The 16,535-nt window shown below is 65.6% G+C and carries 18 protein-coding genes; 3 read left to right on the forward strand and 15 right to left on the reverse strand.

All coding sequences use genetic code 11. The features are described from left to right. Positions 1-237: 237 nt before the first annotated feature. Entirely contained in the window at positions 238-1,563 is a 1,326-nt protein-coding gene (locus A5634_RS02300) for a PPE family protein (protein WP_065142472.1), read from the forward strand. A 19-nt stretch (positions 1,564-1,582) separates the two neighbouring features. On the opposite strand, the gene A5634_RS02305 is transcribed toward A5634_RS02300, so the two are convergent. From A5634_RS02305 to A5634_RS02360, 12 genes are all read right to left on the reverse strand, one after another. Further along, positions 1,583-1,981 (reverse strand): Rv3143 family two-component system response regulator, encoded by a 399-nt coding sequence (locus tag A5634_RS02305; protein ID WP_065142473.1) that lies wholly within the window; start codon positions 1,979-1,981, stop codon positions 1,583-1,585. Between the two features lie 15 nt (positions 1,982-1,996). Then, a complete protein-coding gene (locus tag A5634_RS02310) occupies positions 1,997-2,539 on the reverse strand; it encodes a YceI family protein (RefSeq protein ID WP_065142474.1) in 543 nt (180 codons plus the stop codon). Continuing rightward, entirely contained in the window at positions 2,536-2,946 is a 411-nt protein-coding gene (locus A5634_RS02315) for a nuclear transport factor 2 family protein (RefSeq protein WP_065142475.1), read from the reverse strand. Before A5634_RS02315 ends, A5634_RS02310 begins: the two co-directional genes overlap by 4 nt. A 10-nt stretch (positions 2,947-2,956) precedes the next feature. Next, the gene (locus A5634_RS02320) at positions 2,957-3,298 is read right to left on the reverse strand and encodes a DUF6285 domain-containing protein (protein ID WP_065142476.1); all 342 of its coding nucleotides are present in this window, start codon (positions 3,296-3,298) and stop codon (positions 2,957-2,959) included. Continuing rightward, on the reverse strand, positions 3,295-4,224 hold the full coding sequence (locus tag A5634_RS02325) for a phosphotransferase family protein (protein ID WP_437339935.1): 930 nt from the start codon (positions 4,222-4,224) through the stop codon (positions 3,295-3,297). Before A5634_RS02325 ends, A5634_RS02320 begins: the two co-directional genes overlap by 4 nt. 26 nt (positions 4,225-4,250) lie before the next feature. Further along, a complete protein-coding gene (locus A5634_RS02330; protein ID WP_065142478.1) occupies positions 4,251-5,489 on the reverse strand; it encodes an acyl-CoA dehydrogenase family protein in 1,239 nt (412 codons plus the stop codon). Positions 5,490-5,529: 40 nt separating this feature from the next. Next, positions 5,530-6,141: a TetR/AcrR family transcriptional regulator gene (locus A5634_RS02335; protein WP_065142479.1), complete on the reverse strand. Its 612-nt coding sequence runs from the start codon at positions 6,139-6,141 to the stop codon at positions 5,530-5,532. Beyond that, complete coding sequence (locus tag A5634_RS02340; protein ID WP_065142480.1) at positions 6,141-7,040, reverse strand: hydroxymethylglutaryl-CoA lyase; 900 nt, start codon at positions 7,038-7,040, stop codon at positions 6,141-6,143. The genes A5634_RS02335 and A5634_RS02340 overlap by 1 nt, the downstream gene beginning before the upstream one ends. Then, positions 7,037-8,236, reverse strand: coding sequence for a CaiB/BaiF CoA transferase family protein (locus A5634_RS02345; protein ID WP_065142481.1), 1,200 nt, complete (start codon positions 8,234-8,236; stop codon positions 7,037-7,039). Before A5634_RS02345 ends, A5634_RS02340 begins: the two co-directional genes overlap by 4 nt. After that, on the reverse strand, positions 8,233-9,408 hold the full coding sequence (locus A5634_RS02350) for an alpha/beta hydrolase (protein ID WP_172831597.1): 1,176 nt from the start codon (positions 9,406-9,408) through the stop codon (positions 8,233-8,235). The genes A5634_RS02345 and A5634_RS02350 overlap by 4 nt, the downstream gene beginning before the upstream one ends. A gap of 11 nt (positions 9,409-9,419) precedes the next feature. Beyond that, positions 9,420-10,526, reverse strand: a complete 1,107-nt coding sequence (locus A5634_RS02355) for a homogentisate 1,2-dioxygenase (protein ID WP_065142483.1) — start codon at positions 10,524-10,526, stop codon at positions 9,420-9,422. A 92-nt stretch (positions 10,527-10,618) separates the two neighbouring features. Continuing rightward, positions 10,619-11,587: an NADPH:quinone oxidoreductase family protein gene (locus A5634_RS02360; RefSeq protein WP_065142586.1), complete on the reverse strand. Its 969-nt coding sequence runs from the start codon at positions 11,585-11,587 to the stop codon at positions 10,619-10,621. A gap of 37 nt (positions 11,588-11,624) precedes the next feature. On the opposite strand from A5634_RS02360, the gene A5634_RS02365 reads away from it, so the two are divergent. Beyond that, the gene (locus A5634_RS02365; protein ID WP_065142484.1) at positions 11,625-12,479 is read left to right on the forward strand and encodes an oxidoreductase; all 855 of its coding nucleotides are present in this window, start codon (positions 11,625-11,627) and stop codon (positions 12,477-12,479) included. Next, on the forward strand, positions 12,479-13,009 hold the full coding sequence (locus A5634_RS02370) for a GNAT family N-acetyltransferase (RefSeq protein WP_065142485.1): 531 nt from the start codon (positions 12,479-12,481) through the stop codon (positions 13,007-13,009). Before A5634_RS02365 ends, A5634_RS02370 begins: the two co-directional genes overlap by 1 nt. 17 nt (positions 13,010-13,026) lie before the next feature. Here A5634_RS02370 and A5634_RS02375 read toward each other — a convergent pair whose 3' ends face one another. The 3 genes from A5634_RS02375 to hisN all read right to left on the reverse strand — a co-directional run bounded on the left by A5634_RS02375 (position 13,027) and on the right by hisN (position 16,531). Then, positions 13,027-14,229, reverse strand: coding sequence for an acyl-CoA dehydrogenase family protein (locus A5634_RS02375; RefSeq protein WP_065142486.1), 1,203 nt, complete (start codon positions 14,227-14,229; stop codon positions 13,027-13,029). Between the two features lie 40 nt (positions 14,230-14,269). Then, positions 14,270-15,667: an acyl-CoA dehydrogenase family protein gene (locus tag A5634_RS02380; RefSeq protein ID WP_065142487.1), complete on the reverse strand. Its 1,398-nt coding sequence runs from the start codon at positions 15,665-15,667 to the stop codon at positions 14,270-14,272. Positions 15,668-15,742: 75 nt separating this feature from the next. Then, positions 15,743-16,531 (reverse strand): histidinol-phosphatase, encoded by a 789-nt coding sequence (hisN, locus tag A5634_RS02385; RefSeq protein ID WP_065142488.1) that lies wholly within the window; start codon positions 16,529-16,531, stop codon positions 15,743-15,745. Positions 16,532-16,535: the final 4 nt, after the last annotated feature.

Below are 16,535 nucleotides of genomic sequence, written 5' to 3' on the forward strand. Positions count from 1 at the left end.
CAATCACCACCGCGGCCACACAGCACTCGGCGGTCAACCACCAGCCAGCCGTGTACCTAACCTCTCAGGTCAGTACATCTAGCCACGCGAAATATTATGGATCCGCGCGAGGACCAGACGGGCGGAGCGCATGTTGTTACCCTTTAATCGGCTATGGACTGGCTAGCTGCAGGGCTTTGGCGAGGTCAGCGCAGCCGCACTGGTTCTCGATGAGGCCGATTTGGGAGGACAGAGCCTGTGAGCTTTTTCACGCTGCCGCCGGAGATCAACTCGCTGCGGATGTTCCTCGGTGCCGGGAGTGCGCCGATGTTGGAGGCAGCGGCCGCCTGGGACGGGCTGGCCGCGGAATTGGGCTCGGCGGCCGACTCGTTCGGCTCGGTGATTTCTAACTTGGCAAGTCAGGCCTGGCAGGGGCCGGCGGCAGCGGCGATGGCCGCCGCGGCGGCGCCTTATGCGGGTTGGCTGGCAGCGGCTGCGTCGCAGTCCCTCGGCGCGGCCGGGCAGGCGCGCACGGTGGTCAGTGCGTTCGAGGCTGCTCGGGCTGCCACCGTCCACCCGGGTGCGGTGGATGCGAACCGCAACGCATTCGTGCAGCTGGTGATGTCGAATCTGTTCGGTCAGAACGCGCCGTTGATAGCGATGGCCGAGAGCATCTACGAAGAGATGTGGGCGGCCGACGTGACCGCCATGACCGGTTACTACGCGGGCGCCGCGGCGGCCGCCGCGCAGGTGGTGCCGTGGCAGACGGTGCTGCAGAGCTTCCCAGCGCTGACCGGCGGGATTGCCGGTGCAGTCGGGGCGCTCGCGAATTCTGCCGGTGCCGGCACGGGTGCCGGAGCCGCGCCCGTCGGGCCTGTCGGTGCCCAGGGTGGCGGCGGTGGTGGCGGCGGTGATGCAGCCGGCGCGGCGGCAGGTGGTGGTGGCGGAAGTTCCGCCGGTGGCGTGGCAAGCGGTGGTGGCGGTGAATCGGCTGGCGCGGCGCCGGTGAGCTACACCAACGGCTATACCGGCGGCGGCGACGCGGCCGGCGCGGGCAGTGCCGCTGCCACGACGGCCAACACTGGCGTCGGTAGTCCCGGAGTTGTCAGTCCCGGGGGCGTCAGTCCCATGGCCGGCTTGGGCATGTTGCCGATGGCGATGGCTGGGCTAAGTCGTGCCGGTCTGCTTGGGGACAGCCCCTCGATGCCGGTCCCCGCCAAGGCTCAGGAGACCGAGAAGGAAACCGAGGAAGTCACTCCGGACGAGGTCGTCGAGGCTCCGGAAGCCGAAACCCCGGAAGTCGAAGTGCCGGCCATGAGCGTATTGCCGTCCGCCGCGTCCGACATCGCGGCGAAGGCGGCCCCGGGCGAAGAAAGGCCGGCCGCCGCGTCAGCGACTACCGGCGCAACCGGAATCCCGGAGACCGGCCTGCGCGCTGCCACGCCGGCACAGGAAACCGAAGAGGTTTCGGAGGCCGAAGAAAATGTCGCGACGCTGCGCCCGAAGATCGCACCCGGGGAATTTCATTCGCGGGGTCCGGCCGCAGAGGAAGAGGCCCCGAAGATCCAGATCCGCGGCGGCTAGCTCGCAGCCTCGGTACGGGCTAGTGGGCCGGGGCGCGCAGCAGGCTCAGCACCGTCCGGCCCAGCACGATGGGGTCCAAGGGATGCGGCACCGCGGCTTCAGCCCGTGACCAGCTCGCCAGCCATGCATCGTCGGGACGTCCGGTAAGCACCAGAATCGGCGGGCAGGACGACAGTTCGTCCTTGAGTTGCTTGGCGATTCCCATGCCTCCGGTCGGCGTGGCCTCTCCGTCGAGAATGGCGAGGTCGATGCCGCCTTCGTCCATCGTCTTGACCACCATCGGACCGGTGGCTATCTCCACGTAGTTCAACTCGGGCAGGTCGGGGTGCAGCCGTTTGCCCAAGGCCTGCATCACCTGTTCGCGGGTTTGGACGTTGTCGCTGTAGACGAGGATCCGAAGTGGGCTGCTGTCAGGCACGTTGCAGATGTTAATTCACGCGCTGTTGGCGGGACGCACGAAGACGGTTTCAGCCGACACGGTCACGGTGTCAGACATCACGCCGAGTTTGTTCCAGTCCAGGTCAAACCGGGTGCGATCGATTTCGCCCTTCCCCGATATCCGGACCGAACCGTCGTCGAGTTCGGCAATCGTCACCAATAGCGGCACCGGTTGGGTGACGCCCTTGATCGTGAATTCGGTCTGCAGCTCGGCCGCCTTGCCGCCGTCCGGAGTCAGGCCGTTGACGACGACACTGATCTGCGGGAACCGTTGGACATCGAAGAAGTCCTCGGATCGCAGATGCCGGTCACGCTGGCCGATGCCGGTGTTCAACGACGCGGCCTCGATGTCGACGCGGCCCGAGACGGTGCCCGCACCGGTGAGCTGGCCCTGGCCGCTGAACTCGGTGAATTTGCCTTTGACCGGTATCAGGCCCCACATGTTCTTGATCTTGAAGCCGATCTCTGAACGATCGGGAGACAGCGTCCAGGAGCCGGCTGTCTCGGGATCGGTGAGCAGAGTTTCCAGTGTCGTCATCGTTGGTCCCCCTTGTCTGCGGAGGTGTCGAGTAGGGGCGCCAGGTCGGCGGGATCGAAATACTCCTCGATTCGGTTGATAAGACCTTCTTTGTCCAACTTGATCACGATGCAAACCCGCATCGCGATCGCCTCGCCGGTGTGGCCGGTGGCGTGCAGTACATGCTGTTGGACGAACCCGTCCTCGAACAGTTGTCGGTCCAGGGTTTCGTAGCTGCGTTGCGCGGTGGTTGAGATGAACCAACTGATCACGCGCAGCGCGCGGTGCTTGTTGTCGTATCTGGTGGGCCCGCCGCGGCCACCGGTTCGCCACACCGCGATGTCGTCGCTCCACATCCGCTCGACCGCTGCCTGATCGCCCTTCTCGATTGCGCTGAAGAGTCGATCGGCGATCTCGGTGACAGACATGGGTGAGCTCCTACTCGTTGTCGTATCCGGGATGGGCGGCCGCCAACCGATGACGTACCAGGGTGCGCAGGCATGTGGTGAGCTGGTGTTCGCGGTCGCCACCATCGAACTCGCCCGCGCGGATGGCGGCGGCAAGCGCGGCCTCGTCGGCGAAACCCAGGCCGTCCAGGGCGGCACGGACCTCAGCTTCGCCGGGATTCTGCAACTCCCGCTCGATCATCCGTAGGGCATTGGCGGCCACCCGGGAGTGGAAGTTGACCTGCCCGGTGGTGGCCTCCCGGACGTCGCTCTCCAGAAATTCCGCGACGGCGGCGACGAGTTCGGCCGCGGTCGGTCGGCCATGCAGATTCACGACGCGGCCCCTTCGAGCAGATCAAGCAGATCCCATTCGTTCTCGCAGACCCGGCGGCCGATCGTGGCCAACTCCACCGAGCGGGTCTGGCCACTGAGGTGGCGTTCGGCCTGATAGCGGCAGATCACCCCCCAACGCAGCGTGGCCAACACCAGCCACCAGCGAAACGTGGCCCGATCGAGGGTAGTTGCGCTGGCTTCCTCGTAGGCCTGCAGGAAGCTCTCGATACTGCCCAGGCCGCCAGCCGCGTGGCTGGCCGGCGCGCCGAACCGCCACGCGCGCACGCAGAACCAGGCCAGGTCCTCATAGGCCGCACCGGTGTGTACCAGCTCCCAGTCCAGGACGGCGGCAAGGTCGGATCCGTCGACGATGAGGTTGCCCATCCGGTAGTCGCCATGCACCAGCACCACCGGCGCCGGGTCGGGCTGGTGCGCGACGAGCCAGCGGAAGGCCCACTCGAAGGTTGCGGTGGTGTCGCCCATGCCGTCGAGCCGTTCGCGCCACTGGCCGATCGGGTCCTCCCGGGTGAGGCCGGGGTCGGTGGCGTCGGCGCGGTGGATCGCGGCGATGGCCTGCGCGCACTGGCGCAGCAGACGCTGCGGGTCGTCAAGTTGACGATGGATGCGCCGGACGATCGTCTCGCCCTTGATCTCTTCGCAAATCAGGAACGGATTGCCCAGTGTGGCAACGGAATCGTCGGCGATCAGGACATGGGGGACGGGAGCCCCGGCGGCCGCCGCCGCGGCTTGGACCCGTGCCTCGAGTTCCATGCCGGCGTGCACGTCGTCGGGTGGTCCGGTACGCAGGATCAGCGCTCGTCGGTCGGCGCCGGTGACCGCGTCGAACGCCCAGGTGGTCCGGCTGGCACCGCCGGTGAGCGCTCGCAGGTTGTCGATCGTCACCTGTTCTTTCAAGACCGACCCCAATAGCGCGCCGAGGTCCGTTGCCAGCGTCACCTCTTGCCGAACTTGAACAGCCGCTGGGCAACCCGGCGGATCTGGATCTCCTCGGCACCCTCGGTGATCCGGTAGCGGCGGTGGTGGCGGTAGATGTGCTCGAGCTGCTCGTGCCGGCTGTAGCCGATGCCGCCGAGCACCTGCATGGCCCGGTCGGCCGCCTCGCACACCAGCCGGTTGGCGCGATAGTTGGCCATCGAAACCTTGTCGGAGACCTCCATGTGGTGGTTGGCGTCCAACTGGGTGGCCGCGTAATACACCAGCAGCCGCACCATTTGCGCTTCGGTCTGCAGTTCGACCAGTGGCCACTGCACCGCCTGGTTCACCGCCAGCGGTTTGCCGAACACGATCCGCTCACCGGCGTAGGCCACCGCGCGATCGATGCAGTATTGCGCGGCCCCCAGGCTGCTGGCCGCTTGACGAATCCTGTTCTCGTGCAAGAACGTTTGGCCCACTTCCAGGCCGCGGTCCACTTCACCGAGCACCGCGTCGTCGGGCACCCGGACGTCTTTGAGTTCCACTTCACCGTGGTCGGTGGGCATGTTGAACGTCCACCAGTAGTACGGCACGGTGAAGCCAGGGGAGTCGCACGGCACCAGGAATGCGGATATTCCGCGGGCCTGTCCGGGTTCACCCGATGTGCGGGCGAACACCAGATCGTGCGTGGCTCTATGCACCCCGGTGTTGAATCGCTTGGCGCCGTTGATAATCCAGCCGTCGCCGTCTTTGACCGCGGTTGTCTCCAGCCAGGTCGCGTCGGAGCCGTGGTTGGGCTCGGTCAGACCGAACGCCATCGAGCGTTCGCCGGTGATCAGTGCCTCGGTCCATTCCTTTTTCTGCGACTCGGTGCCGAACCGGTCCATCATGATGACTTGCGGGAAGTTGCCGACTATCGACGATTCGTCCTGCAGGTCGTTGTGCAGCCCGAGTCCCTTGTGCGCCAAATGTTCCCGGATGACGGCCATGTCGATGTTGCTGCCGTCACGACCGCCGAACTGCGACGGCAGACCGTAGCGCAGCCAGCCCGCTTTGTCGGCCCGGCGGCGCATTTCGCCGAGCAGGTCTTCCCACTCACGTCGAGGGATGCCGCCGTTGTCCCAATCGGTGCGGGCGTTCTCCCGTCGATGGTCGAAGTACTGGATGTGTTCGCGTTCGAGCGGCTTGATCTCGGCGTCGATGAATTGGTCCATCTCAGCGAGTAGGCCCGGAAGGTGTTCTGGGAGACTGAAATCCACGTTGATAGCTCCTATTGGTCAAGCATTGGTCAAGCTTTGGTCAAGCACCGTACAAAGTTTTCTTCCAAATCCTGGACAGCATGGCAATGGCGTCCTCGTCGCTGATCGTCACCCCCAAATCCTGCTTACCGACGAAGACAGTGGTGAAATTCTCGAACAACAGCGCGATGGCCGCCGCAGTGTGTTCCGGGTTGAGCTCGGTGCCGTAGCCCTGCTCTTGGGCGCGGAGAACCGAGGCGGCCACGATGTTCATCCCGAAGCGGCGAAACTGGTTCTGCACAGCGGCGAAACGCTGTTGGGTGGCCGCCAGTTGGGCAACGGCGATCATGATGCCGATGTTCTGTTTGAACATTCCCCAGTAGCCGGTCACCACGGAGGTGAAGAATGCATCGTCGGCGGGGGAGTCGGGCAGGTGGACGCTGAGCCCGGATGGTTCTACGACGTCGTGCAGGAACGACTCGGCCAGAGCGGCCAGCAGATCTTCCTTGTCGGTGAAATAGCGGTAGAACACCGCCGAGGACTTGCCCGCAGCCGAGGTGATGTCGGCCAGTGTCGTTCCGTGAAATCCCCGCTCGGCGAACAGCTTCCGGGCAGCCAGTTCGATGGCCTGGCGGGTCTGCCGGCCTTTGGCGCTCACCAGTTCAGCGGGCATCAGGTTCTGATCCGGTCTCCTGCACGCAGTAGCGCGCTCGGCAGATCATGGCCGACGGCCACTTTCGCGACCTGTGCGGCCGCGATGGCGGCCTGCAGATCCACGTCGACCTCATATCCGCTGTCGGTGAGGAGGTACACCAGGTCTTCGGTCGCGATGTTGCCGGTGGCCCCCGGCGCGAACGGGCAACCCCCGAGCCCGCCCACCGATGCGTCCAGTCGGGTGACGCCGGCGCTCACCGCCGCGTAGGCGCAGGCCAGTCCGGCGCCGCGGGTGTTGTGGAAGTGGCCGCCCAGCGGCAGGTCCCCGATCACCGGACGCAGTTGCGCGATCAGCGAACTTACCCGGCCCGGGGTGGCGGTGCCGATGGTGTCGGCGATGGAGAACCGGTCCACCCGCTGCTCGAGGGCGGCGGCCCCGATGTCCAGCACCTGCAGCGGGTCAGTGGGTCCGTCGAACGGGCAGTCCCATGCGGTGGCGACGATGATTTCGACGGCGGTGTCGCTGTCGTGGGCGATGGCGACGATCTCACCGATCTGGGCGGTGGCTTCGGCGCTGGAGCGCCCGACGTTGGCCCTGCTGAACGCGTCGCTGGCCGCCACCACGTATTCGATGGATCGCAGCCCCGCGGCGACGGCGCGCTTTGCGCCGTTGGGACTGGCGACCAACGCGGAGAATTCGATGCCGGGGAAGTTGTGCAGTTCGGCGGCCAGTTCGGCGGCATCGGCCATCGACGGCACTTTCGACGGCGAGACGAACGCGGTGGCTTCCACCTCGCGGACCCCGGTGGCGGCTATCGCGGCCAGCAATTCCAGCTTGGCCGCCAACGGAATTGGCCGCTCGATCTGCAGGCCGTCACGAAGTGCTACCTCGCGAATATCGACACGGTGTGCGTTCACAGCACCTCCTCGGCGACGAGTTGCGCGATCTCGTCGGCGGTCTTGCCCAACAGCCCCGTGTAGACGTCCTCGTTGTGCTGGCCCGGGCGGGCCGGGCCGGCATTGCGCACGGCGCCAGGGGATTCCGAGAGCACCGGCACAATACCCGGCCCCAATACGTCGCGGCCGACACGTTCGTCAAAGTGCGGCACCAGCATGCCGCGAGCCCGCAACTGCGGGTCGTCCACCACCTCGGCGACGGTGTTGATCGGTCCAGCGATTACGCCTGCGGCCGAGAGGGTTTCGATGATCTCTGCGGGCTGACGTTCGGCTGCCCAGGCGCCGATGATCTCGTCGAGTTCGTCCTGGTTGCGGCCGCGAGCGCCATGCGTGGCGAAGCGGTCATCGGTCACCAGTTCGGGACGTCCCATGGCCGTACACAGCCTAGCGAACACGGTGTCCTGGTTGGCTGCGATCACCACCCAGGATCCGTCGGCGCTGCGATAGATGTTCGATGGCGCAATGCCCTCCAGCCGGGTGCCGGAGGGCCCGCGGATCACCCCACCAACGTCGTAGTCTGGGATCGTGGATTCCTGTACGGCCAAACAGGATTCGGTCAGCGCGACGTCGACGACCTGCCCGCGCCCGGTGACACTGCGACGGTAAAGCGCGGCAAGTGCGCCCTGAGCGCCGAACATGCCGGCCAGGGTGTCGCCCAGGGACAGTGCGAGCCGCGGCGGCGGACCGCCCGGGAAACCGTTGAGGTGACGCAGCCCGCTGGCCGCCTCGGCCACCGATGCGTAGCCGGCCTTGTGCGCGTCCGGACCGGTCTGCCCGTAGCCGGAGACCCGGACCAGGATGATGCCCGAATTGCGTTCGCTGAGCACGTCGTAGCCCAGGTTCCACTTCTCCAGCGTGCCGGGACGGAAGTTCTCCACCACGATGTCGGATTTCTCGACCAACTCGAGGAACAGTTCGCGACCACGAGGCTTGCGCAGATCAAGGGTGATGGCGCACTTGTTGCGCGCGTGCACCGTCCAGAAGACTCGATGGCCGTCCACCTCGGCCTGACCCCAGGTGCGCAGCGGATCCGGGGCACCGGGTGGTTCCACCTTGAGGACTTCAGCGCCCATGTCGCCGAGCAGCCTGCCGACGAAGGGGCCGGCGATCAGGGTGCCTAGTTCGAGCACCCGGACACCGTCTAGCGCTCCGCTCACTCAACCCTCGCGAAGTCATGCCGGACCAGCCAGTCGGTGACGATGTCGACCGCTTGGCGCAGCTTGTCGCGCTGGTCAGGTCCCGCGTAATAGTGTGTGGCGCCGGGGATTTCGTGCATCTCCTTGTCCGGGTGGCCGATCGCCTCGTAGAGCCGTCGGGTATGGCTGGGGGTGCAAGCGTCGTCGCCCAGGTTACCGATTACCAGGGCGGGGATCGCCAGGTCCTGCCCGCACGCTACGCCGTCGCCGCGCGCGTCGTCATAGCTCCACTGAGATAACCAGCCACGGAGAGTGGAGAACCGCGCCAGTCCAACGGGGCTCATGTTCACCACCTGCGGATCACCCAGGTAGCAGGTACCGGGCGTGCGTTCATTGGGGTCGACGGTCGGATCCAGCCAACGCGGGTCGGCCATGGTGCCGTGCACCACGAAGCCGAACTCGTCATCCGGGCGGCCGGCAGCGGCCAATTCGGCCAACTTCTCCTTGACCCACGCCGTAATGCGCCTGTTGCGGTCGATCTGCGCCTGCCGATACCGGGTCAGGAACTCTTCGGAATAGGGCGGCTGGTTCGGGTTGTCCGGGTTGTACAGGTCCAGTTCGGGATCGCGCTTGGTGGGATCGGATTCGTCCAGAATGGACGCGTCCAACCATTCGGTCAGGGTGCCGTGCCTGCTGATGTGCGCGGCCAACAGCATGATGCCGTCGGCGGCCGGCAGTTCGAGCTGAGTCAGGTCGGGTCCGTCGCCGGACGGGCTCGATGTGATGGTCGCGTGCTGGGCCTGCTGTTGGTAGAACACCGACAGGGAACCGCCGCCGCTCCATCCGGCCAGCACCACCTTCTGGTAGCCCAGCCGGTTCTTGGCGTCCTTGATGCACTCGCCGAGATCCTCGACCACCTTCTCCATCTGCAGCGCGGAGTCGGTGCCCCGGAATCGGCTGTTGCAGTAGATGACATGGTGACCGGCGCGCGCCAGCGCATTGATCATCGGCAGATACGCCCCGCCGCCGATCGGATGCATGAAAACCAGAACGGTGTCAGATGGTTTGTCTTTGGGCTTGAGCAGATAGCTTTCCAGCACGGTGATTTCGGCCAGGCCGCCATAGACGTCACGGACACCGGAATTGTTCTGGAAGGCAACGAGATAGGGGATGCGGTCGTAGTCGTGTTTCACGGTCGCCGTTGTCATGAATGTTGTCCTAGGTCGTGGGCCAGTACCTCAGCGGACGGCGTCAGCCGCCGGCGCGTGTCGATGGCGATCACCTGCCAGTCGACCCGCGAGTAATCGTCGAACTTGCGGCGGGCACGCTCGCGTGCCTTCTCCGGTGCTCCGTGGTGAATTCCTTGCGGCGCATGCGAGATCAAGCCGGGCGGCATTGGTATGCCGTACAGCGAACCACCGTGGAAGAACGCGATCTCGTCGTAGTCGACGTTGCGGTGATACCAGGGGGTGCGCTCGGTGCCGGGCACTCCTTCGGCGGGCTTGGGCAGGAAGTTCATTACATAGACACCGGTTGCCTGCATGAATAGGTGCACCGTAGGTGGCAGGTGCATGCTGTCGGAGGTGACGACGTTGTAGTCGGCGATGTTGAAGGTGAACGCGAAGTTGTCGCCCCGCCAGCCTTCGGTGTCGATCGGATTGTGTTGGTAGTACAGCGTTGTCGGGCCGTCTTCCCCCATCTCCCGGTGGACGAGTCGAACCTCGTACTCGTCGCGTCCGTCGTCTTCGATCGGTGCGGGATCGGGGATAACTGCCTGGGACGGATCGAACGGGAAATGCCGTCCCAACGGTCCGGGCGGGGGTACCCGGAATTCGTCGGTGGCCTCGATCATCAGCAAAGTGGTTTGGGCGTCCGGTATTTGGCGCCAGGTGCAGGCCTTGGGCAGGTAAATCCAGTCGCCTGGCCGGTAGCTCAGCGGTCCGAACTCGGTCTCCAGCAGGCCGGCGCCATCGTGTACGAAGCACAGTAAGTCGCCGTCGACGTGGCGCGCGTAGAACGGCATCTCGTCGGTGCGGCGACTCAGCAGCACCCGGCAGTCGGCATTGCTGAACATCAGCAGTGGGCCGCCGTTGGCGTCGGCGGCGTCGCTGGGTTTGAGTTGGTCGGCCAGCACGTCGACCGGACGTAATGGCCCGACCGCCCGGAAGGCGGTGGGGTCGTTGCGTCGGTAGATGTTGGCGGTGCGTCCGGTGAAGCCACCGCGACCCAACTCGTCGTCTTTAAGACCGTCAAGATCGGCGTGCACACGCCGCGGCGTCCTGCCTTTGCGCAGGTGGATGAAGGATTCCATGGCCCGCTTCCGATTGTCAGAGCAGCAAAACTAAAACTGACGTTACTTTTTGTTTTGCTCGGAAGCAAGCCTTTGCCCGCAGGAGTTTTGGATCAGCGGACGCGCAGCACGACCTTGCCTTTGGCGGTGCGATTCTCCAGCGACGCCACGGCCGCCGCCGCCTCCTCCAACGGGAAGACCTCGGGTTCCGGAGCCGCCAATTTGCCGGAAGTGAACAGTTCCTCCAGCGCGGCCCACTGCTGCTCGAGCGCGCCCGGGTGGCGTCCGGCCCAGGCTCCCCAGCCCACACCGACAACGTCGATGTTGTTGAGCAGCAACCGGTTTACCTTCACGGTTGGGATCTCGCCGCCGGTGAAACCGATGACCAGCAGTCGGCCGGCCGGGGCCAGCGAACGCAACGAATCGGTGAACCGGTCACCGCCGACCGGGTCCACCACGATGTCGACACCGCGGCCGCCGGTCAACTCCTTGACCGCGTCTTTGAATCCGTCGACCCGCACCACATCGGTGGCACCCGCGGCCGTGGCGATCTGACCCTTTTCCTCGGAGCTGACTACCGCGATGACGCGCGACGCGCCCAGGGCCGGTGCCAATCGCAGCGCCGAGGTACCGATCCCGCCGGCTGCACCGTGCACCAGCACCGTCTCGCCCTGTTGCAGCCGGCCACGGACGGCCAGCGAGAAGTACACCGTCAGATCGTTGAACAGCACACCCGCGCCGGCTTCGAAACTGAGGTTGTCCGGCAGCTTGAACAGGCGGTCGGGGGCAAGCACCGCAACCTCGGCCATCGCGCCGGTGAGCATGGTCAGACCGAGAACGCGGTCGCCCGCGCGCACGTGCGCACCGTCCGGGGCCGACCGGACCACTCCGGCGATTTCCGCGCCGAGCACGAACGGCGGGTCGGGACGGTACTGGTAGAGGCCGCGGGTGAGCAACGCATCGGGGAATGCCACCCCGGCGGCGTGTACGTCGACCACCACACCGTCACCGGTGGGTTCGTCGATGTCTGCCACCTCGATCGCGTCCGGACCATCAAGTCGAGTCACCCGTGCTGCGCGCATGCCGATCACCCTACTTCCGGGACGCTAACCTCAGTCCATGGACCCATTTCCGCTCGGTCGCGTTTCGGTGTCACGGCTTGGCTTCGGGGCGATGCAACTTCCCGGAACAGGTGTCATGGGGCCGCCGCGCGATCACGACGAGGCGCTGGCGGTATTGCGCCGGGCGGTTGAGCTGGGTGTCAACCACATCGATACCGCACAGTTCTACGGGCCGGACGTGGCCAACCAACTGATCCGCGAGGCGCTGCATCCCTACCCGGCGGACTTGGCACTGGTCAGCAAGGTGGGCGCGCGCCGTGACGACCGGGGCGCTTGGCTGCCCCTGCCCGACCCGGCCGACCTGCGCCGCGACCTGGAGGCCAACCTGCGCACCCTCGGCGTCGAGCAACTCGCTGCGGTCAACTTGCGGATCTTCGAAAGCAAAGAGCCGGACCAGCTCTTCGACGACCAGCTCGCGGTCCTGATCGCCGCCCGCGACGAGGGGCTGATCGGCGGAATCGGGCTCAGCGAAATCACCATCGAGCATCTGCTGCACGCCCTGGAGGGAACTGAAATCGTCTGTGTGCAAAACGCTTTCAACTTAGTGCACCGCGCTGCGGGGCCCGTTCTTGACGAATGCGCCGCACGCGGCATTGCCTTCGTGCCGTTCTTCCCGCTGGGCGCGGCCTTCACCGGCCCAAACAATCCGGTACTTGGACACGAGTTGGTGCGTGGTGCCGCGCAGCGCCTCGGTTGTACTCCGGCGCAGGTCGCTTTGGCGTGGACGCTGAGCGTGGCGCCCAACATCCTGCTGATCCCGGGCACCTCGTCGGTACAGCATTTGGAAGAGAACTTGGCGGTCGCCGACATCGAACTCGACGACAAACTGCGCGCACAGCTGGACGCTGGCTAGTGCTTGTTCGTGCCGCGACCAGTGCCGACGCGAAAGCCTGCGTCGAGATCTACCGGCCGTATGTGCTCGACACCGCAATCACCTTCGAGACCGAAGTGCCGACGGGTGAGCAGATGTCGGCCCGTATCGAGGCCGCTCGTCCGACCTTCGAGTGGCTGGTTCTTAAGGCTGACGACGCCGACGACGCTGTCATAGGTTATGCCTATGCGCACCAACTCAATCCACGCGCCGCTTACCAATGGTCGGTGGAGACGAGCGTGTACCTCGCGCCGGGCCGGGTGCGCTCCGGAGGCGGACGCATGCTTTACGCCGAACTGCTGGACAGACTCGCCAACCGCGGATTCCGGCAAGCATTTGCGGGCATCACCCAACCCAACGACGCCAGCAACGGCTTCCACACATCCTTCGGTTTCGCACCCGTGGGCCATTATCGGCGGGTCGGGTGGAAACTGGGCGCGTGGCACGACGTGCAGTGGTGGCAGCGCGACTTGGGCGCTGACGACGGACCGCCGGCCCCGATCCAACCCTGAGTGCGTCTGCGCGCGGGCTACTTAAGCTCGGAGGAGGACAGACCCAGCAATCGGCGGGCGACCACCAGCTGCTGAATCTGTTGGGTCCCTTCGAAGATATCCAGGATCTTGGAGTCCCGTCCCCACTTCTCCAGCAGCGTCTGCTCGGAATAGCCAGTGGTGCCGGCCAATTCAACGGTCTTGAGCGTCACGTCGCTGGCCATCCGGCCGGCCTTGGCTTTGCTCATCGACGCTTCTTTGGAGTTGGGAATGTTGTTGTCGGCCTGCCATGCGGCGCGCAGCGACAGCAGATAGCTGGCTTCCCAGTCCGATTCCATGCGCAGGAACTCGGCGGCCGCCGCGCTCTGGACGTGAGACGGCCGGTCGTAGTCGATCTCGACCCCGGCGTCGGTGAGGATCTTGCGGATCTCTTCCAGCGCGGCGCGACCAATCCCGACGGCCATCGCCGCGACGATCGGACGGGTGTTGTCGAAGGTCTCCATTACCCCGGAAAAGCCTTTGCCGACTTCGATTTCCGGGTTGCCCAGGATGTTGTCCTTGGGGATGCGGGCGTTGTCGAATCGGATCACCGCGGTGTCGGAACCCTTGATGCCCAGCTTGTGCTCGAGTCGTTCGACGGTGACGCCGGGGTGCTCGCGCGGCACGACGAAAGACTTGATCGCCGCGCGCCCGACCGACTTGTCCAGCGTCGCCCACACCACGATGTGAGTGGCGCGGGAACCGGCGGTGACGAAGATCTTCTCGCCGTTGATCACGTATTCGTCGCCGTCGAGGCGGGCGGTGGTGCTCACCGCCGCCGAGTCCGAGCCGAATCCTGGTTCGGTGATGGCCATTGCGGCCCACACCTTGCCCAGGCGTTCCAGTTGCTCGTCGGTTGCGACAGCGGAGATGGCCGCGTTACCGAGCCCCTGATACGGGATGGACAGCATCATCGCGACGTCGCCCCAGCTGGCTTCGAGGGTCTGCAGCAGCGCGGCCATGTTGGCGCCGTTGTGGTTGTCCTCTTTGGCCGCGCTGCCGCGCAGCTCATCGGCCCCAGCGAAGCTGAACGACTCTGACGCTCCCTCAAAGAGATTGATGAGCGTGTCCAGTTCGACCGGGTAGGCGTGCTCCTTGAGGTCGTACTTGCGGGCTATCGGCCGCACCAGTTCGGCGACACCTTGGTGGGTCTTGGTGATGACCGCTTGCAACTTGCCCGGAAGCTCCAGATTGATTGCCATGATTGATCTCTCGCTTAGAAGTCTGGTCTTAGATGACGTCTTAGATGAGTACGACACCCTCGGCCACGCCGATGGCCCGCAAGTCGCGGTACCAGCGTTCGACCGGGTGCTCTTTGGTGTAGCCGTGGCCGCCGAGCAGCTGCACCCCGTCCAGACCGATCTGCATGCCCTTGTCCGCGCCAAAACGCTTGGCCAGCGCCGCTTCTCGAGCGAACGGCAGACCTTGCTCGGCGCGCGATGCCCCGCGCCAGGTGATCAGGCGCAGGCCGTCGAGTTCGATGGCGATGTTTGCGCACATGAACGCTACGGCTTGACGACGGGCGATCGGCTCACCGAAGGCTTCGCGTTCCTTGACGTAGGGAATGACGTAGTCGAGCACCGCGTGGGAGGTGCCGACCGCCAGCGCTGCCCAGCCCAGTCGCGACAGTGCGATCGCCTCGGAATAATCGGCGTCGGTCGCTTGGTCCTCGCCCAGGCGTGCGCTCAACGGCACCGAAACCCCGGCCAGCTCAATCTGTCCCAGCGCCGCCGCGCGGATTCCCATGCTCGGGTCAGGCTTTACGGTCAGGCCCTTGGTCGAAGATTCCACGATGAACAGCGCCGGCTTGCCGTCGAGCTGAGCGCCGACGATGAAGAGCTCGGCCTGCGCCGCCGCGGGCACCAGCGACTTGACGCCGTCGAGCCGGTACCCCGATGGGGTGCGCACCGCGGTGGTCTTGAGGCGGGTGGGGTCGAACAGCGGCTGGGGCTCCGCGATGGCCACACAGGCCTGCGGGACGTTTTCGCCGGCGAACTCCTTCAGGTACGTCGCCTGTTGGTCGGCGCTGCCCCAGTGGGTCAGCGCGGACGCCACCCCGCCAGGCGCCAGGATGGGCAGGGCCTGGCCCATGTCGCCGTACGCCAACGCTTCGGCCACCAGCACATTGGTGACGGTGGAGCGATGTTCGGCGATGCCGTCGAAGTCCTCGGGGATGTTAAGAGCGGTGATTCCCAACTCCGCGGCCTTCGCGATCAGGCCGTCCGGGTAGCTCGCAGCCTCGTCGGCGTCATGGGCGGCCGGACGGAGTATCTCGGCGGCGAACTCCTCGACGGTCTCGACGATCATCTTCTGGTCGTCGTCGGGGGTCAGGTCGAAGTAGTTCTTGCCGCTGGACTTCAGCCGCGTCGGCCCGCTACCTAGGCCCTGCACCCGCTTGAACTGTCGCGTAGCTGCGGCGGTGGTGGAGAACACCTTGGCCGTGCCGTAGCGCAGAGTCCGGTTGAGCGGGTCGCGCAGCTTGTACTTGTCCAGAAATTCCTGGCCGACGAGCGGCGTGATCAGCGCGATGGCCACGTCGACGGCAGTGCGCTTGTGTGGTTTCATCCCGATCGCAGTCTGGCCATCACGGCCCTTCTTGGTGCGTGAGCGGGTCCCGGCAGCGGGAAGTGTGTCAGTCATATCAGCAGCCTCGGTCGTTGGGCGATGCGTTTAACCGTATCTTACTCCGGAGTAAGATCTACAGGGCTGTGTTAGCTAATTCACATCGTTGTGCAGGCGTTTCAGCACCTGATCGTGCAGCAGACCGTTGGTCGCCACGGCGCTGCCGCCGTGCGGTCCCGCGTCGCCGTCCAAGCTGGTGAACCGCCCTCCGGCCTCGCGCACCAGTACGTCGAGCGCGGCCAAATCCCACACCGATACCTCGGGTTCGGCGGCGATGTCGACGGAACCTTCGGCCAGCAGGCAGTAGGACCAGAAGTCTCCGTAGGCGCGCACCCGCCAGACGGAATCGGTCAATTCGACGAACCGTTCGCGCAATCCCAGCTCGAGCCATCCGGACAGGCTCGAGAACGACAGACTCGCCGAATTCAGTTCTGCGACAGCCGAAACCGAAATCTGACGCGGATCGCCGCCGTCGACCAAGGCGAACGCGCCCTGCCCGCGCGCCGCCCACCACCGCCGCTGCAGGGCGGGCGCACTCACCACGCCGACGGTCGGGACACCGTCCTCGAGCAACGCGATCAGGCTGGCCCACACTGGTACCCCGCGCACGAAGTTCTTGGTGCCGTCGATCGGGTCGATGATCCACTGCCGGCCGCGCGCGGTAGTCGTGCCGCCGAACTCTTCGCCTAGGACGCTGTCGTCCGGGCGCTGAAGGGCGATCTGCGCGCGCAACTCGGTCTCCACAGCCTGGTCGGCGTCGGTCACCGGGGTCAGGTCGGGCTTGGTATCGATACGCAGGTCCAGCGCGCCGAACCGGGCGCGAGTCACCGCATCCGCCCGGTCGGCCAGCGTCAAAGCGAACTGCAGATCGGTTGGCGTCATGGCA

The organism is Mycobacterium asiaticum (assembly GCF_001673365.1).
GTDB lineage: Bacteria > Actinomycetota > Actinomycetes > Mycobacteriales > Mycobacteriaceae > Mycobacterium > Mycobacterium asiaticum_A.